This is a genomic window from Rhizobium atlanticum (assembly GCF_030182485.1).
GTDB lineage: Bacteria > Pseudomonadota > Alphaproteobacteria > Rhizobiales > Rhizobiaceae > Rhizobium.
In genome coordinates this window covers 40111-66222 of record NZ_JAQJCJ010000004.1, presented here as the reverse complement: position 1 = coordinate 66222, position 26112 = coordinate 40111, and the positions used below count along the sequence as shown (strand labels likewise).

At 61.3% G+C, this 26112-nt stretch carries 24 protein-coding genes; 13 read left to right on the top strand and 11 right to left on the bottom strand.

Annotation, left to right across the window (positions count from 1 at the left end):
* Positions 1 to 9: 9 nt before the first annotated feature.
* The 5 genes from xylA to PH551_RS07560 form a co-directional block, all read right to left on the bottom strand.
* Positions 10 to 1320, bottom strand: a complete 1311-nt coding sequence (xylA, locus tag PH551_RS07580) for a xylose isomerase (protein ID WP_085779520.1) — start codon at positions 1318 to 1320, stop codon at positions 10 to 12.
* A gap of 195 nt (positions 1321 to 1515) precedes the next feature.
* Positions 1516 to 2970, bottom strand: a complete 1455-nt coding sequence (gene xylB / locus PH551_RS07575; protein WP_085779521.1) for a xylulokinase — start codon at positions 2968 to 2970, stop codon at positions 1516 to 1518.
* A 20-nt stretch (positions 2971 to 2990) separates the two neighbouring features.
* A complete protein-coding gene (locus tag PH551_RS07570; RefSeq protein ID WP_285192507.1) occupies positions 2991 to 4013 on the bottom strand; it encodes a LacI family DNA-binding transcriptional regulator in 1023 nt (340 codons plus the stop codon).
* Positions 4014 to 4218: 205 nt separating this feature from the next.
* Positions 4219 to 5820 carry a DHA2 family efflux MFS transporter permease subunit gene (locus tag PH551_RS07565; protein ID WP_285192506.1) on the bottom strand — a complete coding sequence of 534 codons (1602 nt, stop codon included), beginning with the start codon at positions 5818 to 5820 and terminating at the stop codon, positions 4219 to 4221.
* Between the two features lie 26 nt (positions 5821 to 5846).
* On the bottom strand, positions 5847 to 7061 hold the full coding sequence (locus PH551_RS07560) for an HlyD family secretion protein (protein WP_285192505.1): 1215 nt from the start codon (positions 7059 to 7061) through the stop codon (positions 5847 to 5849).
* A 151-nt stretch (positions 7062 to 7212) separates the two neighbouring features.
* On the opposite strand from PH551_RS07560, the gene PH551_RS07555 reads away from it, so the two are divergent.
* From PH551_RS07555 to lysS, 5 genes are all read left to right on the top strand, one after another.
* A complete protein-coding gene (locus PH551_RS07555) occupies positions 7213 to 7893 on the top strand; it encodes a TetR/AcrR family transcriptional regulator (protein ID WP_285192504.1) in 681 nt (226 codons plus the stop codon).
* 107 nt (positions 7894 to 8000) lie between these two features.
* Positions 8001 to 8837, top strand: a complete 837-nt coding sequence (locus tag PH551_RS07550) for an AraC family transcriptional regulator (protein WP_285192503.1) — start codon at positions 8001 to 8003, stop codon at positions 8835 to 8837.
* A gap of 107 nt (positions 8838 to 8944) precedes the next feature.
* Positions 8945 to 9694: a TerC family protein gene (locus tag PH551_RS07545; protein ID WP_085779527.1), complete on the top strand. Its 750-nt coding sequence runs from the start codon at positions 8945 to 8947 to the stop codon at positions 9692 to 9694.
* A gap of 243 nt (positions 9695 to 9937) precedes the next feature.
* The gene (gltX, locus tag PH551_RS07540) at positions 9938 to 11404 is read left to right on the top strand and encodes a glutamate--tRNA ligase (protein WP_285192502.1); all 1467 of its coding nucleotides are present in this window, start codon (positions 9938 to 9940) and stop codon (positions 11402 to 11404) included.
* A gap of 22 nt (positions 11405 to 11426) precedes the next feature.
* Positions 11427 to 12923, top strand: a complete 1497-nt coding sequence (gene lysS, locus PH551_RS07535; RefSeq protein WP_285192501.1) for a lysine--tRNA ligase — start codon at positions 11427 to 11429, stop codon at positions 12921 to 12923.
* Positions 12924 to 12987: 64 nt separating this feature from the next.
* Here the strand turns inward: lysS and PH551_RS07530 are convergent, their stop codons facing one another.
* Positions 12988 to 13746, bottom strand: coding sequence for a hypothetical protein (locus PH551_RS07530; protein ID WP_285192500.1), 759 nt, complete (start codon positions 13744 to 13746; stop codon positions 12988 to 12990).
* A 179-nt stretch (positions 13747 to 13925) separates the two neighbouring features.
* Here PH551_RS07530 and PH551_RS07525 point away from each other — a divergent pair, with 179 nt between their 5' ends.
* From PH551_RS07525 to PH551_RS07495, 7 genes are all read left to right on the top strand, one after another.
* Complete coding sequence (locus tag PH551_RS07525) at positions 13926 to 14834, top strand: LysR family transcriptional regulator (protein WP_097597185.1); 909 nt, start codon at positions 13926 to 13928, stop codon at positions 14832 to 14834.
* Positions 14835 to 14952: 118 nt separating this feature from the next.
* Positions 14953 to 16113, top strand: coding sequence for an ABC transporter substrate-binding protein (locus PH551_RS07520; protein ID WP_183698620.1), 1161 nt, complete (start codon positions 14953 to 14955; stop codon positions 16111 to 16113).
* Between the two features lie 208 nt (positions 16114 to 16321).
* On the top strand, positions 16322 to 17308 hold the full coding sequence (locus PH551_RS07515; RefSeq protein WP_285192499.1) for an ABC transporter ATP-binding protein: 987 nt from the start codon (positions 16322 to 16324) through the stop codon (positions 17306 to 17308).
* Positions 17305 to 18267 carry an ABC transporter permease gene (locus PH551_RS07510; RefSeq protein WP_285192498.1) on the top strand — a complete coding sequence of 321 codons (963 nt, stop codon included), beginning with the start codon at positions 17305 to 17307 and terminating at the stop codon, positions 18265 to 18267. Before PH551_RS07515 ends, PH551_RS07510 begins: the two co-directional genes overlap by 4 nt.
* Positions 18257 to 19069, top strand: coding sequence for an ABC transporter permease (locus PH551_RS07505; protein ID WP_285192497.1), 813 nt, complete (start codon positions 18257 to 18259; stop codon positions 19067 to 19069). The genes PH551_RS07510 and PH551_RS07505 overlap by 11 nt, the downstream gene beginning before the upstream one ends.
* Before the next feature lie 13 nt (positions 19070 to 19082).
* Positions 19083 to 20510 (top strand): gamma-aminobutyraldehyde dehydrogenase, encoded by a 1428-nt coding sequence (locus tag PH551_RS07500; protein ID WP_183698612.1) that lies wholly within the window; start codon positions 19083 to 19085, stop codon positions 20508 to 20510.
* Between the two features lie 121 nt (positions 20511 to 20631).
* Positions 20632 to 20805, top strand: a complete 174-nt coding sequence (locus tag PH551_RS07495; RefSeq protein WP_004678026.1) for a DUF1328 domain-containing protein — start codon at positions 20632 to 20634, stop codon at positions 20803 to 20805.
* A gap of 84 nt (positions 20806 to 20889) precedes the next feature.
* On the opposite strand, the gene PH551_RS07490 is transcribed toward PH551_RS07495, so the two are convergent.
* The 3 genes from PH551_RS07490 to tal form a co-directional block, all read right to left on the bottom strand.
* Complete coding sequence (locus tag PH551_RS07490; protein WP_285192496.1) at positions 20890 to 21336, bottom strand: DoxX family protein; 447 nt, start codon at positions 21334 to 21336, stop codon at positions 20890 to 20892.
* Between the two features lie 109 nt (positions 21337 to 21445).
* A complete protein-coding gene (locus PH551_RS07485; RefSeq protein WP_285192495.1) occupies positions 21446 to 22114 on the bottom strand; it encodes a DUF1345 domain-containing protein in 669 nt (222 codons plus the stop codon).
* A gap of 90 nt (positions 22115 to 22204) precedes the next feature.
* Positions 22205 to 23170, bottom strand: coding sequence for a transaldolase (gene tal / locus PH551_RS07480; protein ID WP_285192494.1), 966 nt, complete (start codon positions 23168 to 23170; stop codon positions 22205 to 22207).
* Between the two features lie 426 nt (positions 23171 to 23596).
* Between tal and PH551_RS07475 the strand changes: the two genes are divergently transcribed.
* Positions 23597 to 24580 carry a sugar-binding transcriptional regulator gene (locus tag PH551_RS07475; protein ID WP_085779540.1) on the top strand — a complete coding sequence of 328 codons (984 nt, stop codon included), beginning with the start codon at positions 23597 to 23599 and terminating at the stop codon, positions 24578 to 24580.
* A gap of 63 nt (positions 24581 to 24643) precedes the next feature.
* On the opposite strand, the gene PH551_RS07470 is transcribed toward PH551_RS07475, so the two are convergent.
* Entirely contained in the window at positions 24644 to 25516 is an 873-nt protein-coding gene (locus PH551_RS07470; RefSeq protein WP_285192493.1) for a methylated-DNA--[protein]-cysteine S-methyltransferase, read from the bottom strand.
* A gap of 79 nt (positions 25517 to 25595) precedes the next feature.
* Positions 25596 to 26093: a DUF2244 domain-containing protein gene (locus PH551_RS07465; protein ID WP_097597175.1), complete on the bottom strand. Its 498-nt coding sequence runs from the start codon at positions 26091 to 26093 to the stop codon at positions 25596 to 25598.
* Positions 26094 to 26112: the final 19 nt, after the last annotated feature.

Genomic DNA, 26112 nt, shown 5'->3' with positions numbered 1-26112 from the left:
CGTCCATCATCAAACGTAACGGTTGACGATATTCTCGAGCAGTTCCTGCTTGCCGGATCTCGGCTGCGGATTGACATCCTTGGTCTCGACCCAGTTGGTGATCTCCTCGAGCGAATACTCGCCGCGGAAGAGCTTCTGCGCCTCGGCCGATTCCCAGCCGGCGTAACGATCGGCGAGCGGCTGCGACAGAGCCTTGTCCTCGATCATCTTGGCAGCCGCCTTCAGGCCACGGGCGCAGCAATCCATCCCGCCGATATGACCGATCAAGAGGTCTGCCGGGTCGAGCGACTGGCGGCGCAGCTTCGCATCGAAGTTGGTGCCGCCGGTCTTGAAGCCGCCGCCTGCCAGAACGTGATAATAGGCAAGCGCCATTTCCGGAACGTTGTTCGGGAACTGGTCCGTATCCCAGCCGGACTGGTAGTCGTTGCGGTTCATGTCGATCGAGCCAAAGATGCCGAGCGCATTGGCGAGCGCCAGCTCATGCTCGAAGGAGTGGCCGGCGAGGATCGCATGGCCCTGCTCGATATTGAGCTTCACCTCGTTTTCGAGACCGTGCTTCTTGAGGAAGCCGTAGACGGTCGCGACGTCGTAATCATACTGATGCTTGGTAGGCTCCTGCGGCTTCGGCTCGATCAGGATCGTGCCCTTGAAGCCGATCTTGTGCTTATATTCGACGACGAGGTTGAGGAAACGGCCGAGCTGGTCGAGCTCGCGCTTGAGATCGGTGTTGAGCAGCGTCTCGTAGCCTTCGCGGCCGCCCCAGAGCACGTAGTTCTCGCCGCCGAGCTTCTGCGTAGCGTCGATGCAGGTCTTGACCGTCGCGGCTGCAAAAGCGAAGACGTCTGGATCGGGGTTAGTCGCCGCACCCGACATGTAGCGGCGGTTGGAGAACAGATTCGCCGTGCCCCAGAGCAGCTTGGTGCCGGTGGCCGCCTGCTTCTCGGCGAAATAATCGACGATCTCGTTGAGGTTCCTGGTGTTCTCGGCAAAATTCTTGCCTTCCGGGCGCACGTCAGCGTCATGGAAGCAGTAATAGGGCGCACCGAGCAGCGAGAAGAATTCGAAAGCGACGTCGGCCTTCAGCTTGGCCGCCTTCATCGAGTCTTCGAACCACGGGCGCAGGAAGGTCTGGCCGCCGAAGGGGTCGCCGCCCGGCCAGGTGAAGGTGTGCCAGTAAGCTACCGCAAAACGCAGATGGTCTTCCATGCGCTTGCCGAGGACGATCTCGTCCGGTTGGTAATAGCGGAAGGCCAGCGGATTGGTGCTGTCCGGGCCCTCATATCTGATCTTCTGGATATCGCCGAAAAATCCGGTGCTCATGTTGGGGTCTCCTTGGGTTCGTCGTTTAGTCTTATCGTTCGTGCCATACAGCCCCCTCATCCGCCTGCCGGCACCTTCTCCCCAATGGGAGAAGAGACTTGCCGCAACGTTGCAGCTCTTTCAAAGCCGTCGCTGCGGGCGCCGCCCTCTCCCCTCGGGGAGAGGGTAGGGTGAGGGGGCCGCTGGCTCAAACTCTCAATGCGCCAGCGACTTGATCGCCGGATAGAGCGCCCGGTAACGCTTGTAAGCATCCTCATAAGCGCCCTTCAGCGCCGCGACCGGTTCAATCGTGCTTGCCGTCATTGGCGGCGTGCAGACGGCGATCGGATCCGCACCCGTCGCCGCGATCAGACCGAGACGAGCGGCGCCGAAGGCCGCGCCGAAATCGCCGTCAGCCGGCAGGTCGACAGGAACGCCGAGCGCAGTGGCGATCGACCCCAGCCAATAGCGGGAGCGCGAGCCGCCGCCGATTGCCGTAACGCGGGAAATGTTGGTGCCGGCAGAGCGCAAAGCTTCGAGATTGTCGCGGATGGCGAAGGCCACCCCTTCTAAAACGGCCTGGGTGAGCACGACGCGGCTGCTTTCATGCTCCAGCCCGAAGAAGGCGCCGCGGATCACGGCGTCATTGTGCGGCGTACGCTCGCCGGAGAGATAGGGCAGGAAGGTGACGCCGGAAGGCGCCTTCACCGTCTCGCCAAGTTCGCCTGTGAGTTCGGCAGCGGATTTGCCGGTCACACCGGAGTGCCAGTTGAGGGCATCCGTGGCCGACAGGATGACTCCCATCTGGTGCCAGGTGTTGGGCAGCGCGTGGCAGAAGGCATGCACGGCGCTTTCCGGCTTCGGCAGATAGGAGCCGTTGGCCGCAAAAAGCACGCCCGAGGTGCCGAGCGAGACGAAGGCCGCGCCGTCGCTGACCGTACCCATGCCGCAGGCCGATGCCGCATTGTCGCCTGCGCCGCCGGCGACGACGACGGTGCCCGATATGCCCCATCGCGCCGCGAGTTCGGACCTTAGTCTGCCGGCCTGATCGGTGCCTTCGACGAGCGCTGGCATCTGCTCCTTGGAAAGGTTGGTGGCAGCAAGTAGTTCGGACGACCAGCCGCGCTTTCCTGTATTGAGCCAGGAGGTGCCCGCCGAATCCGACATTTCGGAGATATATTCGCCGGTCAGCCAAAGGCGTAGATAATCCTTCGGCAGCAGCACCTTGGCAATCTTGGCGAAGACCTCGGACTCATGCTTCTGAACCCATGCGAGTTTCGGCGCAGTGAAGCCGGGGAAGACGATGTTGCCGGTCAGCGCACGGAAGCGCGGATCGGCATCGAGTGCCGCCGCCTCGACATGGCTGCGCGTGTCGTTCCAGAGGATGCAGGGGCGTAGCACCTTGTCGGAAGCATCGAGCAGGGTCGCGCCGTGCATCTGCCCGGAAAGACCGATGCCCTTGACTGCGGCAAACTCCTTTGGATGTTTCGCCTTGAGCCCGGCGACGGCCTCCTCGGTCGCGCGCACCCAGTGAGCCGGTTCCTGTTCCGACCAGCCGGAATGCGGGCGCGAGACATCGAGCGCGCCGTTGGCCGAACCGACGATCTTCTGGTCGCCGTCGATCAGCATCGCCTTGACGCCGGAGGTTCCGAGATCGAGACCGAGATACATGTGGCATTCTCCCTTTGCCGTTACGGCAGATTGTCCTTCAGGAATATGTCGAGCCGAATGCGCTCCTGCGCTTCGATGACGGCGAGCCCGTCCGCCTTGGCCTTCAAAACCCGGATGGCGCTGCGCACTTCGTGACCGGCATTCTGATTGAGTATCGCATCGATCGTGTTGTCGATAAGCGCCGCCCGCGTGTGGGCGGTCAGCTCGTGGGCGATGACCGTCAGCGTCCGGTCGACGGCCTTCTCCTTCAGTGCCCGGATGAGGCCGCGATTGCCGGCGCCGAGGCTATAGACGCCGATAATGTCGGCATTCCCAAGTGCCTCCGCGACGAGCATATGGGCGATCTCCGGATCGTCACGGCCCTCCAGAACCGGAAGGATCGCAAGATCGGGAAACTCCTCTCCCATGACCGAAGTGAACCCTTCCAGCCGCTCGCGATGGTCGCGCACCAGCATGGAGCCGGCGAGCACGGCGATCTTGCCCTTTCGCGGCCCCAGGAACCGGCCGAGCAGACGGGCCGCCGTGCGGCCAGCCGCAATATTGTCGACACCGGCGTAGTGATGGCGCAGCGATCCGGTAAGATCGGACACCAGCGTGACGATGGGAAAGCCCGCACGCACCAGCCTGTCGACGACGGCACGCACTTCAGGCGCATCGGTCGCAACCATTGCGATGCCGCAAGGCTTTTCGCGGGAAAGCCCTTCGAGCACGACGACGAGAGCGGCCGGATCGAAGGCAGGCACCTCGATGGTACGAATATCGGTGCGTTCAGCAGGCGAGCGGAGGATCGCCTGCCGGATTTCGGCATTGAGCCCGTGCATGAAGGAATTGTCGCTGGCCGGGAGGATGAAGACCAGCGGATAAGTGCGACCCTTGGCGAGATTGGCGGCGGCGACGTCCCTGATATAACCGAGTTCGCGGATTGCGGTCTCGACCTTCTCCCGCGTGACATGGCGCACACCAGGACGCTGATTGAGGACCCGGTCGACAGTCGCGAGACTGACGCCCGCCGCAGCGGCGATATCGTGAACAGTTGGCCTCATCGTTCCTCCTGACGAGACCATTAGCGCCAAATTTGATGTACGTAAATCAAAAAAACCAGCGGGGCGATTTCCGCATCATTTTTCCGGTCTTGCCGGCCGCTGGCATCAATTCGATGAGCGATCGCCCACCCGATGACACAGAGGCTGGAAAACCGCAACAAAAAGGCCCTCCGGAGAGGGCCTTTTCGAGGGACGGGGCCGGAGGTCAGTGGCCGCCGCCACCTCCTCCGCCGCCTTGCGGCGCGGGTTTCTTGATCATGGCGACACCCAGGATCATCGCAACGAACAGTGCGGTCAGGATCAGGAACACATCGCTGAAGGAAAGGATGACCGCCTGCTTAGTTGCGAGGCCAACCATCTGCTTGATCGCGACCGAAGTGCCGTCCATGCCGTAACTGGTAAAATTGGCGGCCATGTTGTTCATCTGGTCGATCGCCGCCGAATTGCCCCAGTCCATATTCTCCCGCAATCGCTCGTAGTGCACATCCTGCCGGTTGGTGAGCACGGTGTTGATGACAGCGAGGCCGACGGCGCCGCCAAGATTTCTGGTCAGATTGAACAGGCCGGACGCGCCGCGAATGCGCGACGGCGGCATCGTGCCGAGCGCGATGTTGTTGATCGGCACCATGCACATCATAAGGCCGAAACCACGCAGGATCTGCGGGATGAACAGTTCGTAGAAATCCCAATCCGCCGTCAGGTGGATCATGATGTAGGTGCCGGCGGCGAAGCTGATGAAACCGATCACCATCATCAGGCGCAGGTCCATCTTGGTCGACAGCCGCCCGGCGATCGGCGCGGTGAAGAACATCGCAAGCCCGGAGACGAACATCGTCTCGCCGATCATCAGCGAATCATAGCCGCGGATACGCCCGAGATAGACGGGGTAGATATAGGTAAGACCGTAGAGGCCGATGCCCATGACGAAGGAAAACACCGAGCCGAAGGAGAAATTCCGGTTTGCAAAAGCCTTGAGGTCGACGACGGGAAACTCCACCGTGAAGGCGCGATAGAAGAAGACGATGGCCGCGACGCCGGAGGCGACGGCAGCCAGCGCAATGGAATTGTCGTTGAACCAATCGTTCGAGTTGCCCTCTTCGAGCACATATTCCAGGGCGCCGAGGAAGACGCCCATCGAGATCAGCCCCCACCAGTCGAACTTCTTGAAGAGCGACAGTTCCGGCTTGTCGAAGTCGATGAAGTTCCAGGTGACCAGCGTGACGATGATGCCCGGAACGATATTGACGAGGAACAGCCAATGCCAGGAGAAGGCGTGGCTGAGATAGCCGCCGACGGTCGGGCCGATGGTCGGCGCCAGCGTCGCAATCAGGCCGATGATCGGCGAGACGATGCTGCGCTTCGACGGCGGGAAGATGGTGAAGGCGGCCGCGAAGACCGACGGGATCATGCCGCCGCCGATGAAGCCCTGGATGGCGCGGTAGACGATCATCTGGTCGATATTCGTCGCCGTCGCGGCAAGCGCGCTCGCCATGGTGAAGCCGGCGGCCGAGATGGCGAAGAGATAGCGCGTCGAGATGATGCGCGCCAGCGTGCCCGACAGCGGGATCATGATAACTTCCGCGATCAGATAGGCCGTCTGCACCCAGCCGATCTCGTCGGAACCGGCCGACAGGCCGGCCTGAATTTCGGCAAGCGACGCAGAGACGATCTGGATGTCGAGGATCGACATGAACATGCCGAGCACCATCGCGAAAAAGGCGATGAGCTTCCTCGGATCCATGCGATCTCCGGCGTGGGCGGGCGCTGTCGGAATTGTTCCCGCTGTTGCTGTCGCGCTCCCGGCCATCGGATCATCTCCGCCTTTTTTGAGGCTTACTTGTTCGGCGCCGTGCGAGTATCAACGTCGACGACGACGCTGAGGCCCGCGCGCAGACGGCCGCTGCCGAGCGCATCCTGCGGCAGCGCGATGCGCACCGGCACGCGCTGGATCACCTTGGTGAAGTTGCCCGTGGCATTTTCCGGCGGCAGCAGCGAAAAGACCGAACCGGAGGCCGGCGAGATCGATTCGACGGTGCCGACGATCGGATGGTCGTCATAGGCATCGACATGGACGCTGACCTTCGAGCCTGGAACGAGATGCTGGATCTGCGTTTCCTTGAAATTGGCGTCGATATAAAGCTGGCGCACGGGAACGAGCGCCATCAGGCGCTGGCCGGGCGAGACCAGATCGCCTTCCTGGACGGAACGATTGCCGACGATTCCGTCATAGGGCGCTTTGAGCACGGTGAAGGAGAGGTCGCGGGCGGCCTTGTCACGCTGGATTTCAAGCGTGCGGACGGAACCTTCCGCTTCCCTGCGCTGGGCTTCGAGGATGGCAATATTGGCCTGCGCCGCCACGATATTGGCGTCGCCGCCGGCAAGATTGGCCTTGGCCTGATCGAGTGCGGTATTGGCATCATCGAGATCCGCGGTGGTGCCGACCGACTTTGCCTGCAGGTCGCTCTGGCGCTTCTGCTTGATTTCCGCGCCACGAACCGTGGCTTCGAGGGCAGCCTTCTGCGCCTGGGCCTGCACAAGGCTTGCCTTGGCGCCTTCCATCTGCGCATCAATACGGCTTAGCGAAAGCTGCTCGGTCGCAATCTGGGCATTCGCCTGATCGAGGGCATTCTGGTAGTCGCCGTTATCAAGGGTAGCGAGAACGTCGCCTGCCTTGACTTCCTGGTTGGCGACAACATTCACCTTCGCGACGTAGCCGGTAACCTTCGGCGAGATGGTCGCGATATCGCCTTCGATATAGGCATCGTCGGTCGACACCATGAACCGGCCGTTCATCCACCATTCGTATCCGTACCAGCCGCCGCCCGCAAGCAGGGCAAGCACGACGATCGGCAGCACCGGGCTGCGGCGCTTCTTCGCCGTAGCAGGAGCAGCAACCGGCCCCTGAGCCGGGGCTGACTGTGCGGGAGCAGCCGGCTTTTCCAGGGCTTCCGCCGTCGGCGCCTCGGCAATGACCGCGACCTTTGCCTCTTCGGCTTCGGCGTTTTCGCTGACGATACGCGCGACGTTGCTCTTCTGGTTGCTCGACATGGCCACTCTACTGATCTTGGAGTAATAATCGAACTGAACGGTTCGGTTCAGTTGACATAAACCTGTTTTATCGTCATATCAAGATGTATAGAACCAATCGGTTCGATTTCTTTTAAGGAAAATGCGAAACCGTGAACACGGTTAAGGAGACATGACGCTAAAACCCGACCACGTCGCCGTATTCAGTCCTCCCGCCGCCGGGGGCCGATTTGCCGCGGGCGAAGACCCGGCCAAGCGCCAGCAAATTCTTGCCGGCGCCAAGCGAGTCTTCATGAAAATGGGCTTCGACGCCGCCAGCATGAACGACGTAACGCGCGAAGCTGGCGTGTCCAAGGGAACGCTCTACGTCTATTTCACCAACAAGGAAGAGCTGTTTTCGGCGATGATCGAGACCGAGCGCGCCGCCTTCGTGGCGGCCGTGCGCACGGCCCTTGCCGAGCATGATGACCCCGAATCCGGCCTGTACGAATTCGGGATAAGCTTCGTCACCCACATGACCGATGAGAAGGTCATCAGCGCGATGCGCACCGTTCTCGGCGTTCGCGACCGCATGCCGGAACTGTGTCAACGCTTTTTCAAGGGCCCGGTAAACCTGCGCACGATCATGCGCGATTTTTTGGAACAGCATGTCGCCGAAGGCCGGCTCGAGATCGACGACATCGATCTTGCCGCCGGCCAGTTTCTCGATCTTGCCAGCGGCAGCTTCTTCAAGCTCCGCCTGTTCGGCAGCATGGAAAAACCGCCGACTCGTGAGGAAATCGACCGCGTCATCCGCGGTGCGATCAAGGTCTTCATGGCAGCCTACGGCGCGCGCCGGCACGAGACTGCCTAATCCCGTATCCTTGACTGCCGCTCCCCTTCGGCCAAAACTCCGCAAGGACGATCAAACCCGGCTGCCGGCTTTTCTCTAATGAAGGAGCCGCAACCAGGGGAATGATGATGAACGCCATCGCACGGGCGATCTGGTTCATAGAGAGCCATTTCGAAAGCGATATATCGCTGGAAGAGATATCGGACGCAGCCGGATTGTCGCGCTACCATCTGTCGCGCGTCTTCGGGCTCTTCACCGGCCACTCGATCAGCAGCTACATGAGAGGACGGCGCCTCAGCCGCGCCGTGCCCGCATTGGTCACCGGCTCATCCACCATTCTCGAGGTTGCGCTTTGCGCGGGCTACGGCTCGCACGAAGCTTTCACCCGTGCCTTCCGCGAGCAGTTCGGCATGACGCCGGATGCTGTGCGCAGACAGGGACACGCCCGTAACCTTGTTTTATTGGAGCCGATCCGAATGGATACCGACCACCTCAACGACCTCGAACCACCCCGTTTCGAGACTCTTCAACCAATGCTCTTTGCCGGCCTGCAGGAGACCTACCCTTATGGCGACAATGCCGCCATCCCGTCGCTTTGGCAAAAGTTCAATACCCATTTCGGGCATATTCCAGGCCAGAAAGGCAATGTCGCCTATGGCATCTGCAGACACATCGGCGAGGAGGAGAAATTCCGCTACATGGCCGCAGCCGAGATTTCCGACGCCGGCGACTTGCCCGCGGAGTTTACGACGCTCAAGCTTCCGGGACAGCGCTACGCCGTCTTCACCCATCGCGGCCACGTCTCTGGCATTTCCCTGACCATGAACCGGATTTTCGGTACATGGTGGCCAAGCTCAGGCCTGGAACATGGCGAGACACCTGACATGTTCGAACGTTACGACGAGCGCTTCGATCCCTATACCGGAACGGGCGTCACCGAAATCTGGCTGCCTGTAAGGGAATAAAGATCATATCAGTTTCGTATACCCGCTTGTGGCGCTTGTCCGGACGGCAGGCGCCATTACATTGCGCGCGTCGTTCCATCATGTGACGCCAAAGAGGATATACGCTGATGCAGGATATCATGACGCTCATTCAGGACCCGGCCGCCTGGGTGGCGCTCATCACACTGGTGGTGATGGAAGTCGTTCTCGGGATCGACAACCTGATCTTCATTTCCATTCTGACCAACAAACTGCCTCCTGAGCACCGCGAGAGAGCTCGCCGGATCGGCATCGGCCTTGCCCTCATCATGCGTCTGGCCTTGCTCGGCACCGTTGCCTGGATCGTGCAACTGACCGAACCGCTATTTGAAGCCTTCGGCCACGGCTTCTCATGGAAGGACCTGATCCTGATCGCCGGCGGCCTGTTCCTCGTCTGGAAAGCCACCAAGGAAATTCACCACAGCGTCGACCCCGTAGACCATCAGGAAGATTTCATCGCCACGTCGGCAACGACAGGCTTTGCATCGGCGATCGGTCAGATCCTGCTGCTCGACCTGGTCTTCTCCGTCGACAGCATCATCACCGCCGTCGGCATGACGCCGCATCTGCCGATTATGGTGATCGCCGTCATCGCCGCTGTGACCGTCATGCTGGTTGCCGCGACCCCGCTCGCCAACTTCATCGAAAGAAATCCGACGATCGTCATGCTGGCGCTCGCCTTCTTGCTGATGATCGGCACGACGCTGATCGCCGAAGGCATGGGCTTCCACGTGCCGAAGGGCTACGTCTACGCCGCCATGGCCTTCTCGGCGCTGGTCGAGGTGCTGAACATGTTCGCACGCAATGCCCGGAAGCGGAAACGCGAAGGCGCGCACTGAGGCAGATACGGGAGCGTGCGCCGCAACCGGCGCACCTTCTCAGCGTCCGCAAGCCGTTGCGGACGCGGTTTTTCTTGACGCGCCCGGTTGAATATGGCCTAAGGCCAGCCGAACGGACGATCGGCGAATGGTGCGGGCGAATGCCCTTTTTCGGCCGGTTTGCCGATGAAGATATCTGCATCCTTCCGGCCGAACATCGCTTTCCCGTGAAAGCAGTCCGGCATTCATTGACGGGCACATACAATGACAAATTCCGGGACAGCTTCCGGCGTCCGCGTCCGCATCGCTCCCTCGCCGACCGGCGAGCCGCATGTCGGCACCGCTTATATCGCTCTCTTCAACTACCTCTTTGCCAAGAAGCACGGTGGCGAGTTCATCCTGCGCATCGAAGATACCGATGCGACGCGCTCGACCCCGGAATTCGAGACCAAGGTGCTGGACGCGCTGAAATGGTGCGGGCTGGAATGGAAGGAAGGCCCCGATATCGGCGGCCCCTACGGCCCTTATCGCCAGTCCGACCGCAAGCCGATGTACCAGCCCTATGCACAGGCGCTGCTGGACAATGGCCATGCCTTCCGCTGTTTCTGCACGCCTGCGCGGCTGGAGCAGATGCGCGAGGCGCAGCGCGCCGACGGCAAGCCGCCGAAATACGACGGTCTATGCCTGAACCTCACGGCCGAAGAAGTCACCTCGCGCATGGCGGCCGGCGAAAGCACCGTCATCCGCATGAAGATCCCGGCCGAAGGCTCGTGCGACTTTACCGACGGCGTCTACGGCGCCGTCTCCATTCCGTGGGATTCCGTCGACATGCAGGTCCTCATCAAGGCCGACGGCATGCCGACCTATCACATGGCCAATGTTATCGACGATCATCTGATGAAGATCACCCATGTGGCGCGCGGCGAGGAATGGCTGGCGTCGGTGCCTAAGCACATCCTGCTCTATCGCTATTTCGGCTGGGAGCAGCCGGTCTTCATGCATCTGTCGTTGATGCGCAACGCCGACAAGTCGAAGCTGTCGAAGCGCAAGAACCCAACCTCGATCTCCTATTATTCCGCGCTCGGTTATATCCCCGAGGCGCTGATGAACTTCCTCGGCTTGTTCTTCATCCAGATCGCCGAAGGCGAAGAGCTTCTGACGATGGAAGAACTGTCCGAAAAGTTCGATCCGGACAATCTCTCCAAAGCAGGCGCGATCTTCGACATTCAGAAGCTCGACTGGCTGAACGGCCGCTGGATCCGCGAGAAGCTCTCCGAGGAGGAATTCCAGGCGCGTGTACTGACCTGGGCGATGGAGAACGATCGCCTGAAGGCCGGCCTGCGCCTGTCGCAGACGCGCATTTCCAAGCTCGGCGAACTGCCCGATCTAGCAGGCTTCCTGCTGAAATCCGATCTTAGCCTGCAGCCGTCCGATTTCGCCAAGATCAAATCGCCGCCGGAAGAGATCCTAGAGATCCTCAACACCGTCCAGCCCGATCTCGAAAAGATCCTGGAATGGAATGTCGAGACGATCGAGGCGGAGCTGCGCGCCGTCGCCGACCGCATGGGCAAAAAGCTGAAGGTCGTGGTGGCACCGCTCTTCGTCGCCGTCTCCGGCTCGTCGCGTTCGCTGCCGCTCTTCGATTCCATGGCGCTGCTCGGCCGCTCCGTCGTGCGCCAGCGCCTGAAGCTCGCAGCACAGGCGGTCGCCGCCCTCGTCGGCTCGAAATAAGAAAAGTCAGAGGATTTCGACAGTGGCTGACAACAAGACCGAAAACACCCTTTCCTCCGACGCGACCGAGGTGCGCGCCCAGAAGCTCAAGCTGCTGCGCGAGCAGATCGGCGATGTCTATCCGGCGCATTTTCACCGGACGCTGACCAATGCCGAGCTTGGCGCCAAGTATGAATCTCTGGAACCCGACGTCGAGACGCAGGATGTCGTCACCGTCGCCGGCCGCGTCTATTCCTCGCGCAATTCCGGCATGTTCATGGATATCCATGACGCCTCCGGCAAGATCCAGATCTTCAGCCACAAGGACACGACGCCGGCAGAGGCCCGCGCCCTGCTGCCGATGATCGATATCGGCGACATCATCGGTGTCACCGGCATCGTGCGCCGCACCAAGCGCGGCGAGCTGACGATCAACGCGCAGAAAATCGAAATGCTGACGAAGTCCCTGCTGCCGATGCCCGAGAAGTGGCACGGTCTCGCCGATATCGAGCTGCGTTACCGCAAGCGCCATCTCGACATCATGACCAACGAGGATTCGAAGCTGCGCTTCCAGCAGCGCTCGAAGATCGTCTCCGGGATCCGCCGTTTCATGGAGAATGACGGCTTCATGGAAGTCGAGACGCCGATGCTGCATTCCGTCTATGGCGGCGCCACCGCCGAGCCGTTCAAGACGCATCACAACACGCTGAAGCTCGACATGTATCTGCGCATCGCGCCGGAACTGTTCCTGAAGCGTACGCTGGTCTCTGGCCTCACCGACAAGGTCTTCGAAATCAACCGGAACTTCCGCAACGAAGGCGTCTCCACCCGCCACAATCCCGAATTCACCATGATGGAGTGCTACTGGGCCTATGCCGATTACGAGGACATGATGGACCTCGTCGAGCGGCTGTTCGAGACCCTGGCGCTCTCCATTCACGGCACGACGGAATTCGACTTCGTCGACAAGCGCCTCTCCTTCAAGGGCCCGTTCAAGCGTGTGCCGATGCCGGATGCCGTCAAGGAAGCGACCGGCATCGATTTCCTCGCCATCAAGACCGACGAGGAAGCCCGCGCCGCCGCCAAGGCTGCCGGCTTTGCGGTAGAGAAGGACTGGACCTGGGGCGAATGCCTCGCCTTCATCTTCGAGGAAAAGGTGGAAGCGACGCTGATCCAGCCGGCCCACGTCACGCATTTCCCGAAGGACATCTCGCCCTTCGCCAAGGAAGTGCCGGGCGAGCCGCGGCTTGTCGAACGCTTCGAGACCTATTGCAACGCCTGGGAACTCGGCAATGCCTTCTCGGAACTCAACGATCCCGAGGAGCAGCGCCGCCGCATGGTCGAGCAGCTCGAGCAGGCGCATGCCCGCGGCGAAAAGGAAAAGCAGCTGGACGACGAATTCCTGGACGCGATCGATCAGGGCATGCCGCCGGCTGGTGGCCTCGGCATCGGCGTCGACCGTCTGATCATGCTTCTGACCAACGCGCCGTCGATCCGCGACGTCATCCTCTTCCCGGCGCGCCGCAGCAAGGCCGACTGACAGGAAAGATGCAGGTTGAACAAAGCGAAGTGCCGGCCGGCGCTCCGCTTTTTCATATGCCTGTTCAGTGGGTCTTGGCGGCTTCCGCCGGCGGCTCTTCGGCCGGCGCCTCGGCCACTACATCGGCGCCGTCGCTCTCGGCAGCTGGCGCCGGTTCGCTTTCGGCAGCCGGTGCCGCGCCATGTCCCCCGCCCTCGGCCTTCTTGTCCTTCCCCTCAATCTTCTTGCCCGTCGCCTCGCCCTTGGTCGAGGCGACGGCGACCGGATCGACGCAATCCTCCGGATCCTTGAAGCCAGCGCTGATCATGGCGATCTCATCGGCGGGGAGTTCGATACGCTCGCCGAAGAACAATCCGTTTTCGCTGGCCTTGCCGTCGTAGTAGCGCGCCGTATAGCGCTTGTCGTCGAGGCCGGGAACGGTCTTGTCGGGATGCGGGATGAAGACGACATCGGCGCCTATCGCCCGGCCGCGAATATCGGCACGCAGCGTTGGGCCGTTCTCATCAAGCACCACCACCTGTACCAGATCCGGTTTCTGCGCGGCATAGACGGCCTGGGCGACACGGAGCGCGGTCCTGACCCGCGTCATCCCGTCGGTCGGTTCGGTCTTTATGTATTTCCGCACCCAGACATGATCCTGCTTTCTGATCGTCACAAGGTTGACGTCGCTGCATTCGAGCGCGCCGCCACTGGAGACGCCGATCAGCCTGTCCTTGCCGACATACAGCGCCGCGCCGCCGGAAACGCCCGCCAGAAGCGCGACTCCGCCGATGATGATTGCCAATTTCCGGGAAGGCCGGAATATGCGCAGTAAGGCCTTCACGCCAACTGCTCCGCCATCTCAAACTCCAACGCAGGACAGGTGCTGAGAATGCTAGGGAAATGACGTTTCGGAAAGTTTAAGTGGGCGCGCCGTGCTCGCTCCATTTCAGGAAAATCCCAAAAAAGGTCCGAATTTTTCGGCTGCTTGCCACGGCACATTTCGCCATGCTCTAAACACCCATGGCCTTCACGCTTCGCCAGATCCAATATTTCGTGGCCGTCGCCGAACAGGGTTCGGTGACACGAGCCGCGCAGAACCTTTCGATCTCGCAATCCTCGGTGACGGAAGCGCTGAAGGAGCTCGAAACCGATCTCGGCGTCGAACTCTTCGAGCGCCATCCGCGCGGCCTGACGATTACCCACAACGGACATCAGTTCCTCCGTCACGCGACCAAGATTCTCGCCTCCGTCTCCGATGCGCGGACCAGCTTCTCCGGCCAGCAGAGTACCCTCTCCGGCACGTTGAATATCGGCGTCACCTCGCTTGTCGCCGGCTACGTTCTCTCCGATCTGCTGGCGCGATACCGGCGCGCCTGCCCGGGCATCGAAGTCAGCGCCATCGAGGACAATGGCGGCTATCTCGAACATCTGCTGGTCGGCGGCGAACTCGACGTGGCGGTGATGGTGATATCCAATCTGCGCGACCGCATGGCGCTCCAGGCGGAAATCCTCGAAACCTCGCCCTATCGCCTCTGGCTGCCGATGGGCCATCCGCTGGTGTCGGCCGATATCATCTCTGTCGCCGATATCGCCCGCGAACCGCTGATCATGCTGACGGTCGACGAGATCGAGGAGAATACCGGTAAGCTGCTCTCCGCACTCGGCGCCCGCCCGCATGTCGCCTTCCGCACCCGCTCGGTGGAAGCGGTGCGCAGTCTGGTCGCCACAGGCGCCGGCGTGGCGCTGCTTCCCGATCTTGTCTACCGACCCTGGTCGCTCGAAGGCGACCGCATCGAGAGCCGCGACGTCTCCGGCTCGCTGCCGGTCGTCCAGGTGGGGATGGTCTGGCGCAAGGGCTCCAGCCTGCCGCAGGCGGCGCGCGATTTCGTCGGCATCGCCGAAACCATGCGGTCCGGCCGGCTCCGCTGATATCGGAATTTCCGATATCGCCTTTCTGATAAATGAATTTGCGAAACCGGGCTTTTGGCGTCACCTTCTCAACCGGGAACAAATCGCCACAGAAGTGGCACCAAACCGGGAGACGCAGATGACGAATCTCTTGAAATCCTGCACGGCAGCGCTCGCCTGCCTGAGCTTCGCGACACAGGTGGTCGCCGCCGAACCGCTGAAGGCCTTGGGTAAGGGCGAAGGCGCGGTCAGCATCGTCGCCTGGGCCGGCTACATCGAACGGGGCGAAACCGACAAGAATTACGACTGGGTCACCGGCTTCGAAAAGGAAACCGGCTGCAAGGTCTCAGTCAAGACTGCCGCCACATCCGATGAGATGGTGTCGCTGATGAACGAAGGTGGCTTCGATCTCGTCACCGCATCCGGCGACGCGTCGCTTCGCCTCATCGCCGGCAAGCGTGTCCAGCCGATCAATACCGATCTGATCCCGAGCTTCAAGAATGTCGACAAGCGCCTGCAGGACGGCCCATGGTACACGGTCGGCGGCGTGCATTACGGCGTGCCCTATCTCTGGGGGCCGAACGTACTGATGTACAATACCGACGCCTTCAAGGACAAGGCGCCGACCAGCTGGGGTGTCGTCTTCGAGGAGCAGACCCTGCCGGACGGCAAGTCAAACAAGGGCCGCGTCCAGGCCTATGACGGCGCGATCTATATCGCCGATGCGGCCATGTATCTGATGGCCCATAAGCCCGATCTCGGCATCAAGGACCCGTACGAACTGACCGAGGACCAGTACAAGGCCGCCCTCGACCTGTTGCGCGGCCAGCGCAAGCTCGTCTCACGCTACTGGCACGACGCGATGATCCAGATCGACGACTTCAAGAACGAAGGCGTCGTCGCCTCCGGCTCCTGGCCCTTCCAGGTCAACCTGCTCCAGGCCGACAAGCAGAAGATCGCCTCCACCTTTCCGGATGAAGGCGTCACCGGCTGGGCCGACACGACCATGCTGCACGCCGACAGCGAACATCCGAACTGCGCCTATATGTGGATGGAACATTCGCTGCAGGCCAAGGTCCAGGGCGACGCCGCCGCCTGGTTCGGCGCCGTGCCCTCCGTTCCCGCTGCCTGCAAGGGCAACGAGCTGATGGGAGAAACCGGCTGCGCCACCAACGGCTTCGATCACTTCGACAAGATCAAATTCTGGAAAACACCGGTCGCCAAATGTGCAACGCAGAGCGAATGCGTGCCCTATCACCGCTGGGTGTCGGATTACATCGGCGTGATTGGCGGGCGGTAATAGCCAAGTCGGCTTGTGTGGTTGAAGAACCCTCCCCAACCCCTCCCCACAAGGGGAGGGGCTACAAGTGGCACCGCCTCGCTCCTCTTGAACACGGAGTTCTTTGCGAGGGTGCGGCAGATTAAGCCCCTCCCCTGGTGGGGAGGGTTTGGGGCGGGGTCTTTCAAGCCGCGACCGACGCCCTCTATTGAAAGACCCGGAGCCTTCCATGACGTCAGCCGTCCGCTTCCAACAGGTATCGCGCCATTTCGGCCAGGTTCGCGCCGTCGACGGCGTCGATCTCGAAATAGCGCCGGGCGAGTTCTTCGCCATGCTCGGCCCGTCGGGTTCCGGCAAGACGACATGCCTTAGATTGATCGCCGGCTTCGAACAGCCGACAGCAGGCCACATTCAGATCTTCGGCGAGACGGCCGACGGCGTTCCGCCCTATCGGCGCAACGTCAACACCGTATTCCAGGATTACGCGCTCTTCCCGCATCTCAACATCCTCGACAACGTCTCCTACGGGCTGATGGTCAAGGGCGTCGGCAAGGCGGAGCGGATGAAGGCGGCGGGAGAAGCCCTCGAGCTCGTCAAACTGCCGGGTTATGGCGGCCGCCGCCCCGGCCAACTCTCCGGCGGCCAGCGGCAGCGCGTGGCGCTCGCCCGCGCCCTCGTCAACAAGCCGAAGGTGCTGCTGCTCGATGAGCCGCTCGGTGCGCTGGACCTGAAGCTGCGGGAGCAGATGCAGGAGGAATTGAAGAGCCTGCAGCGCGCGCTCGGCATCACCTTTGTCTTCGTCACCCATGATCAGGGCGAGGCGCTGTCCATGGCCGATCGCGTCGCGGTCTTCAACAATGGCAATATCGTCCAGCACGGCACGCCGCAGGATATCTATCGCTGCCCGAAGACCCGTTTCGTCGCCGATTTCGTCGGCTCGTCCAATGTGATCGCGCCTGATCTGATGGCCGCGATCGGCGGCGAGAAACGCTGGGCGAGCCTGCGCCCCGAGGCGATCCGGCTGGCAAGTGACGGCATCGAGGCGAAGGTCGAGCATGCGAGCTTCCTCGGCGCCGCCACCCGTCTCAGCGTCGACCTGCAGGGCAGCCGGCTGCATGTCACGCTGCCGGCAGGCATGCCTGTGCCGGATATCGGCGCCGGCATCCGGCTTGCCTGGCAGCCCGCCGATATCCACTACATGGACGATGCGGCATGACGGCACTCATCATCTCCGACGGCAAGACATCGATCCTTCCGGGACGCAGTGGCGTCTTCGGCCGGCTGTCGGATGCCTTCTGGCGGCACCCGAAGCTTTTGCTGTTCCTGATGCTGACACCGCCCCTGCTCTGGCTCGGCATCATCTATATCGGCTCGCTCATCGCCCTGCTTCTGCAGAGTTTCTTCTCGATCGACGATTTTTCCGGACTGGTGAACTACGAATTCACGCTGTCGACCTACGCCCAGCTTCTGAGCCCGACGAATTTCGACATCATTATCCGCACCGTCTTAATGGCGGCGCTGGTCACCGTCGCTTCCGTACTCATCGCCTTCCCGATCGCCTACTACGCCGCCCGTTATGCGCGGGGCAAATGGAAGGTGCTGTTTTATCTCGGCGTCATGCTGCCGCTCTGGTCGAGTTATCTCGTCAAGATCTACGCCTGGAAGCTGATCCTCGCTAAAGAAGGCATCCTGACGTGGATCTTCGAACAGCTCCATCTCTCCTGGCTTCTCGACGGCGTCCTGAACCTGCCCGTCGTCGGCGGCAATTCGCTTTCGGTCAGCTACCTCGGCACCTTCATCGTCTTCGTCTATATCTGGCTGCCCTACATGATCCTGCCGACTCAGGCGGCCCTCGAGCGTGTGCCCGGCAACCTGATCGAGGCCTCGGCGGATCTCGGCGCCACCCCGCGCCAGACATTCCGCACCGTGCTGCTGCCCCTGGCACTCCCCGGCATCGTCGCCGGTTCGATTTTCACCTTTTCGCTGACCCTCGGCGATTACATCATCCCGCAGATCATCGGCTCTTCCAGGCTGTTCATCGGCCAGGCCGTCTATGCGCAGCAGGGGACGGCTGGCAACGTGCCGCTGGCGGCTGCCTTCTCGGTCGTGCCGATCGTCATCATGGCGCTTTATCTGTCGCTCGCCAAAAGACTGGGGGCCTTCGATGCGCTCTGATCTGAAGACATCGCCGCTGCCCTTGAAGATCGCCGCCGCCGGCGGGCTGCTTTTCCTGCACCTGCCGATCCTGCTGATCTTCGTCTATGCCTTCACGACGGAGGAGAAGAGCTATCAGTGGCCGCCACCCGGCCTGACGCTGCAATGGTTCGCCGTTGCCTGGAACCGGCCCGACGTCTGGTCGGCGCTCGGCCTTTCCGTGCAGGTCGCCGTGATCGCCACCGCGATCGCGCTCGTCCTCGGCACGCTCTGCGCGGCTGCCGTCAGCCAGACGAAGTTCTTCGGCCGCGAGGCGATCTCGCTGCTGGTCATCCTGCCGATTGCGCTTCCCGGCATCATCACCGGCATTGCGCTGCGCTCCGCCTTCAGCCTCTTCGACATCCCGTTCTCGGTCTGGACCATCGTGCTCGGCCACGCCACTTTCTGCGTGGTGGTCGTCTACAACAACGCCGTCGCCCGCTTCCGCCGCACCTCCGGCTCGCTGATCGAAGCTTCGATGGATCTCGGCGCCGACGGCTTCCAGACCTTCCGCCATGTCATCCTGCCGAATATCGGCACCGCCCTGCTTGCCGGCGGCATGCTCGCTTTTGCCCTGTCCTTCGATGAGGTCATCGTCACCACCTTCACCGGCGGCCAGCAATCGACGCTGCCGATCTGGATGCTCGAAGAACTCATCCGCCCGCGCCAGCGCCCCGTCACCAATGTGGTCGCCATGGTCGTGGTGCTCGTCACCTTCCTGCCGATCCTGGCAGCCTATTACCTCACCCGCGACGGCGACCAGATCGCCGGTTCCGGCAAATAACAGGGAGAACATCATGGATACGCAAATGCTGATCGGTTCCCGCTTCGAAAAAGGCACGGAGACGGAAGAGCACATCCTGAACCCGAGGACCGGAGAGACGGTGATCGACCTTCCCGAGGCCTCGCTTTCCCAGGTCGATGCCGCCGTCGATGCCGCCGAAAAAGCCTTCAAGAGCTGGTCGCAGACGACGCCTTCCGAACGCTCGAGTTACCTGCTGAAGATCGCCGACGCTATCGAGAAGGACGCCGCCGGTTTCGCCGCGCTGGAAGCGCTGAACTGCGGCAAGCCGATCAATTCAGTGCTGAACGATGAAATCCCGGCAATCGTCGATTGTTACCGCTTCTTCGCGGGGGCAGTGCGCAACCTGCACGGACCGGCCGCCGGCGAATACTTGCCCGGCCACACCTCGATGATCCGCCGTGATCCGATCGGCATCGTCGGCTCGATCGCGCCGTGGAACTATCCGTTGATGATGATGGCCTGGAAGCTGGCGCCGGCAATCGCGGGCGGCAACACCGTCGTCTTCAAACCCTCGGAACAGACGCCGCTGACAGCGCTGAAGATGGCGAAGCTGCTTTCCGACATCCTTCCCGAAGGCGTCGTCAACGTCATCCTCGGCCGCGGCGAAAGCGTCGGCAATGCGCTGATCAACCACGCCAAAGTCAACATGATCTCGATCACGGGCGATGTCGCCACCGGCAAGAAGGTGCTGCAGGCCGCCGCCAAGACCGTCAAGCGCACTCATCTGGAACTTGGCGGCAAGGCCCCGGTCATCGTCTTCGACGACGCCGATATCGATGCCGTCGTGTCAGGCATCCGCACCTTCGGTTATTACAATGCCGGTCAGGACTGCACCGCGGCCTGCCGCATCTATGCCGACGCCAAGGTCTACGACAATTTCGTTGCCGATCTCTCTTCGGCCGTCTCAAGCATCCGTTTCAATCAGGCCGACGACACCGAAAACGAGATCGGTCCGCTGATCTCCAGGCGCCAGCGTGACCGCGTCGAAAGCTTCGTCGCCCGCGCTTCCGAGCACAAGCACATGGAAATCACCACCGGCGGCAAGGTCTCCGGCGACAAAGGCTTCTTCTTCACGCCGACCGTCATTGCGGGCGCCTTGCAGGACGACGAGATCGTCCGCCGCGAGGTCTTCGGCCCGGTCGTCTCCGTCACCCGCTTCTCCGACGCTGACGATGCCATCGCTTGGGCGAACGACAGCGATTACGGCCTCGCCTCCTCGGTCTGGACCAGGGATATCGGCCGCGGCATGAAGACCGCCGGCCGCCTGCAATATGGCTGCACCTGGATCAACACGCATTTCATGCTGGTCAACGAGATGCCGCATGGAGGCCTCAAGCAGTCGGGTTACGGCAAGGACATGTCCGTCTATGCGCTGGAGGATTATACTGCCGTTCGCCATGTGATGATCAATCACGGCTGACCGGCGAAAACGTCAAGGATATGGAAGCCACGCCGACAGCAGGAACATCGTCCAATTTCGCGCGACGTGGAACAATTTCCCGGTTGCCGCGTCTTTTCAGACAAACGCAAAGGATGATGTCATGCTGAAATGGGCTCTGATATTCTTCGTTATTTCGATCATCGCCGGCTTCTTTGGCTTCTCCGGCGTCTCCGCCGCCACCGCGACCATCGCCCGCGTGCTCTTCGGTATTGCGCTGGTGATCTTCCTGATCTTCCTGGTTCTGGCGCTGATGGCCGGCCAAGCGGTCTTGTAAGCGGTCGCCGCCCAATCCGGAGCAATTCCGCGGCTCGGAAGAGCCGCGGCATGTTCATGGCGCGCAAAAGCCTGCAGCAATTGCCTACAGCATCGCCTTCAGCCAGGGATTAAGGCTGCTAGCCCGCCTTTTCAGCAGATTGTCGACCGATATCGAACCCGCTCCGGAAGCGGCGAGGACGAACATGCCCCCGGCAATCGCCAGGTCCTTCTCGAAATGCAAGAATTCGTTTTGGCTGGCAAAGTTCGTATGAAAGAGAAAGGCGGTCGCCAGGCAGAAGAGCGCCAGCGCCGTGGCACCCAGCCGACCGAGGAAACCCGCCGCAACGGAAATGGCGGCGCCGATTTGAAGAGCGATGGTGGCCAAAGCTATCGGCGCCGACAGCCCTAAGTTCGCGAAGGTGTCGATGGTCGACGCGAGATCTGCCGCAAGAGACGAGCCTTCGTGCAGAAAAATCAGCGCCAGCAGAAGCCTGCCCAGAAGCAGAACGAGGTCGGCTGATCGGAACCTGCTTGCGACGCTTTTCATCATACCCTCCGCTTTGCAGAGCAGGTGGACCGGTTGTGTGGCCCCTGCGTTAATTCCGTCCCGTCTCCCGGGTGTTATGGGCTGGATCGTCCCGGTCGCCGGCTACGGCGCATTATAACAGGCTTGCACCGACATTGATCGCCAGCGCCAGGATCGTCGTGTTGAACAGGAACGACAGCACGGCATGCAGCAGTGTTAGCTTGCGCATGCTGGTCGAACTGACCGCGACATCCGCGGTCTGCGCGGCAACGCCGACGGTGAAGGAGAAATAGAGGAAGTCCCAATAGCCGGGCTCTTCGATGCCGTCGGGGAATTTGAGGCCGCTCTCTTCGTCCGCCCCGCCATAGAAATAATGGGCATAGTGGATGGTGAAAAGCGTATGCAGAAAGATCCACGAGATCAGAATCGTCAGCACCGCGGCACCCGCTCGCGTCAGCGCAACGTCAGGTGGCGCCTCCTTGATCGAATGAAGCTCGGTGCCGATGCCGACGATGCTCGCAAGCGCAGCACCGATTGAAAGGGCCAGCAAAACGGTATCCGAAAAATCGAGATCGGCGGCGCGTTTCCGGATCGATTCGACCGTCGCCCGCAGCATCTTGCGCCAGCTGAGCGCGACAAAAACAATGGCGCTGATATTCCAGCCGAACAGGATATTGCCGGCGCTGACCTCCCGCGAGGTCAGAGCCAAGAAGACCACCAGTCCGGCAACAGCGGCAATGATGAAGCTTGCGTGCTTGCGGGCAAGTGCCAAAGGCGACCTTGCCGCTTCCTCGTCCGCCATATCGGTCTCCGACAGCATATGTCATTGATAAGAGCATGAAAAAGGCGCGGTTGCCAGCCGGCATCCGCGCCTTCGATCTGGCGTGCTCTATCAGGCGGCAGCGAGCTGCAGTTCCTTCTGCACCATGGTGCGCAGCGTCGACAGGTCCTTGGCGAAGGCGCGGATGCCTTCCGCGAGCTTTTCCGTCGCCATCGCGTCTTCGTTCATCATCCAGCGGAAGGTCTTTTCGTCGACGGCGATTTTGGCAGCCGGCCTGACCGTTTCAGGCGACAGCTTGCGCTCGAGCTTGCCTTGGTCGTTCGAAAGCTCGTCGAGCAGGTTCGGAGCGATGGTCAGGCGATCGCAACCGGCCAGCGCTTCGATCTCGCCGGTATTGCGGAAGGACGCGCCCATGACGACCGTCTTGATGTCGTTGGCCTTGTAGTAGTTGTAGATGTCACGGACGGAGATGACGCCCGGATCCTCCTCGGCAGTGAAATCCTTGCCCGTCGACTTCTTGTACCAGTCGAGGATACGGCCGACGAAGGGCGAAATCAGGAAAACCTTGGCATCAGCGCAGGCGATCGCCTGCGCCTTGGAGAAGAGCAACGTCAGATTGCAGTCGATGCCCTCCTTCTGCAGGATTTCCGCTGCGCGAATGCCTTCCCAGGTAGACGCGAGCTTGATGAGGATACGGTCTTTCTCGATGCCGCGTTCCTTGTAGGCGGCAATGATGCTGCGTGCCTTGTTCAGCGATGCTTCGGTATCGAAGGACAGGTCGGCATCGACTTCCGTCGAAACGCGGCCGGGAACGAGCTTCACCAGGGCGGCGCCGACCGAGATGGCAAGGCGGTCGGCAACGGCTGCAGCGGCAATATTTGCATCGCCGCCGAGCTTCTTGCCCCAGGCGATCGCTTCCTTCATGTCGTCTGCGAACATTTCGGTACCGAGCGCCTTTAGGACGATGGATGGATTGGTCGTGCAGTCGACCGGCTTCAGGCGGGCGACTGCCTGAATATCGCCTGTATCGGCGACGACGGTGGTAATCTCGCGGAGTTGGTCAAGCTTGGATGTCATGGTTGGTGATCCTTATTGAATTCAAAGCGGACCGGCGCGACTTCCGCCCGGCAAAGAGATGATCTAGGGACAGATGTTTTGCATGCTGCGGGCGAATATACGCGCTTCCGTCACGGATGATTCATAAACGTGAGGGACAGTCGACGTGTTCCGGCCGCATGCAAACGGCTGCTCGAACGCAGGCGATACCGCCTGCGGCGCAAAGGCCGGTCGTGACTTTCGGCTTGCCCGCACTATGTCCTCCTCGGACTGACAGGGACGACTTTATGTCGCGAGGACTATCGCCGTTCGCGCAAGGAAAAGTCAAGGACATTTGTGCATTCTGATTGACATAAGTGTCACACCCGTCATTATCCCGGCAGCAGACGCATAGGCGCAGCCTTTCGTCCCATCAGGGATTTAGGCGAAAATCCTGCGGGAGGAGACGTGGTCAAGCTCAAACGCGGCACCCATACCGCCTATTCCGAGGCGTCCTCGCTGAGGCTGAGGGCTGCATGGCTCTATTACAATGAGGGCCTGACCCAGAAAGACGTCGCCGAACAGCTCGGCATCAGCCGGACGACGGTGATCCGCCTGCTCGACGAGTCGATGAAACGCAGCGAAGTCCAGATCTGGATCAACGATTCGATCGGCGATTGCGTCGAGCTTTCGGTCAAGCTGGAGCGTGCCTATGGCCTCGACGAAGCGATCGTCGTGCCTGCGCCGGTTCATGGCGATGTCGATTCACTGGCAAAGAACGTCGGCTTGGCGCTTGGCCAGTTCCTCTCCGAAGCCATTCCCGACGACTATACGATCGGTGTCGGCTGGGGCCGCACCATGACCGCCTCGCTGGCGAGCTTCCGGCCGCCGCGCCGCGCCAATTGCAAGGTGGTTTCGCTGCTCGGCGGCATCGTTGCCGTGCATCAGACGAATCCGATCGATTACACCTGGCGGCTGGCCAACCAGCTCGGCGCCGAATGTTACATGTTCCTGGCGCCGCTTCTCGTCGATTCCATCGAAACCAAACGCAATCTGATCGACAAATGCGGGTTGGACACGATCTACCGCCTCGCCGAGAACCTCGATCTCGCGATCGTCAGCTGCGGTGATATCGGGCCGCACTCGACCTCGCTATCGGAAGGCTGGATATCGAAGGCCGAGTTGCAAGAACTGATCAATGCCGGCTGCGTCTGCGACACCATGTTCAACTTCCTCGACAGGAACGGAAATTCGGTCGATCACTCGATCAACCAGCGGGTGATGTCCGTCGATCTCGACATGCTGAAAGAGGCCAAGCACATCGTGCTCTCCTCCGGCGGCGCCCACCGGGCCACCGCCATCCGCGCCACGATCAAGCGCATTGGCTGCAACACGCTGATCACCGATGAAGGTGCGGCGCAAGCATTGCTTGATCTCGCCGAACAGGCCTGAAGCGCGCCGTGCTCTTTCAGATTGGCTGCCGCGCTTCATGCCGTCCTTTTTGCTGGGCGTGCTTTACGCATGCGCCGATTCCCAACCGAGCATCGCGCGTTTGCGGGTGAGGCCCCAGTGATAACCCGTCAGCGCACCGTTCTTGCCGAGCGCGCGGTGGCAGGGCACCACGAAGGAGATCGGGTTCGCCCCCACCGCCGCGCCGACAGCGCGCTGGGCCGTCGGCCGGCCGATATCGTTGGCGATGTCGGAATAGGTGACCGCCTTGCCGAACGGTATCTTCATGAGGCTCTGCCAGACACGCACCTGGAAATCCGTGCCGATCAGCACGACACGGAGCGGCTGCTCGGGAGACCACTTTCCGGGTTGGAAGATGCGGGCGGCATAGGGCATCGTCGCCTGCAGGTCTTCGATGTATTCGGCATTCGGCCAGCGGCAGGTCATGTCCTCGAGGCAAGCCCTTTCACTGCCGGAATCGCTGAAGGCAAGGCCGGCAAGACCGCGATCGGTCACCATGATCAACGCCACGCCGAAGGGGCAGATGTGGAAGCCGTAGCGGATGGTGAGGCCGCCCCCTTTTGCCTTCCATTCGCCCGGCGACATCGCCTCATGGGTCACAAAAAGATCGTGCAGACGGCTTGGCCCGGAGAGGCCGACTTCGATCGATGTCTCGAGCAACGGCATGTCTTCCTTACGCAGCAGCCGCTTGGCGTGGTCAAGCGTCACCGCCTGCAGGAAACCTTTCGGCGAGAGGCCAGCCCAGCGGGTGAAGGTCTTCTGCAGTTGTGTCGGCGACTGGTTGAGCCTAGCGGCGATCGCCTCCAGTGACGGCTGGTCGCGGTAATCCTCGGTAATGAGTTCGATGACCCGACGAACGATATCGTAATCAGGGCCGTCAGGCGTGATGTCGGTCTGCGGGTTCACGATCATATCCATGGTCTTTCTCCTTGTCACAAGGAGATAATCAATAGGCCGGGGCTAAACCACCCGATTCTTGCGCGCTCGCCTGATACGCTCAGATACGCTGTTTGACTGTGGCGAGCGCGCCCTTGAAGGCCTTTGCAAAGCTTTCACGATCGTCAGGATTGAGGAAGGAGCCGATATCGGTGCGCCGGCCTTCGCCGAAGATATGCATGGAGAGGATGCCGATCTCCTGATGCCTTCGAACGAGGAACCGCGCCCAGAACGGGTTGAAATGATGCTCCACCATCCGCCCCGATGGGGCAAACTTGCGCACCGATACGTCCGTGCGCGACACGGTGACCTGTTCGCGCACCCGCCCCGACCGGTAATTCAGCCAGAAAGCGCCGTAGAGAAGCGCGAAATCCAAGCCGAAGAACAAGCCGATCGGCCAGGCGCCGGTGGCGATGAAGAACATCCCATAGAGAAAGCAGACGGCGCCGGACAGAATGAGCAGCACCTTGAAGCCCCGGCGGCCGAGCGACCGGTGTGGGAAGAGCTCCGCGGCGAAAACAGGCTGCTCGCTAGAGCTGTTGGCGTTGCTTTCCATCATAAGCGCTGAGTATAGAGTT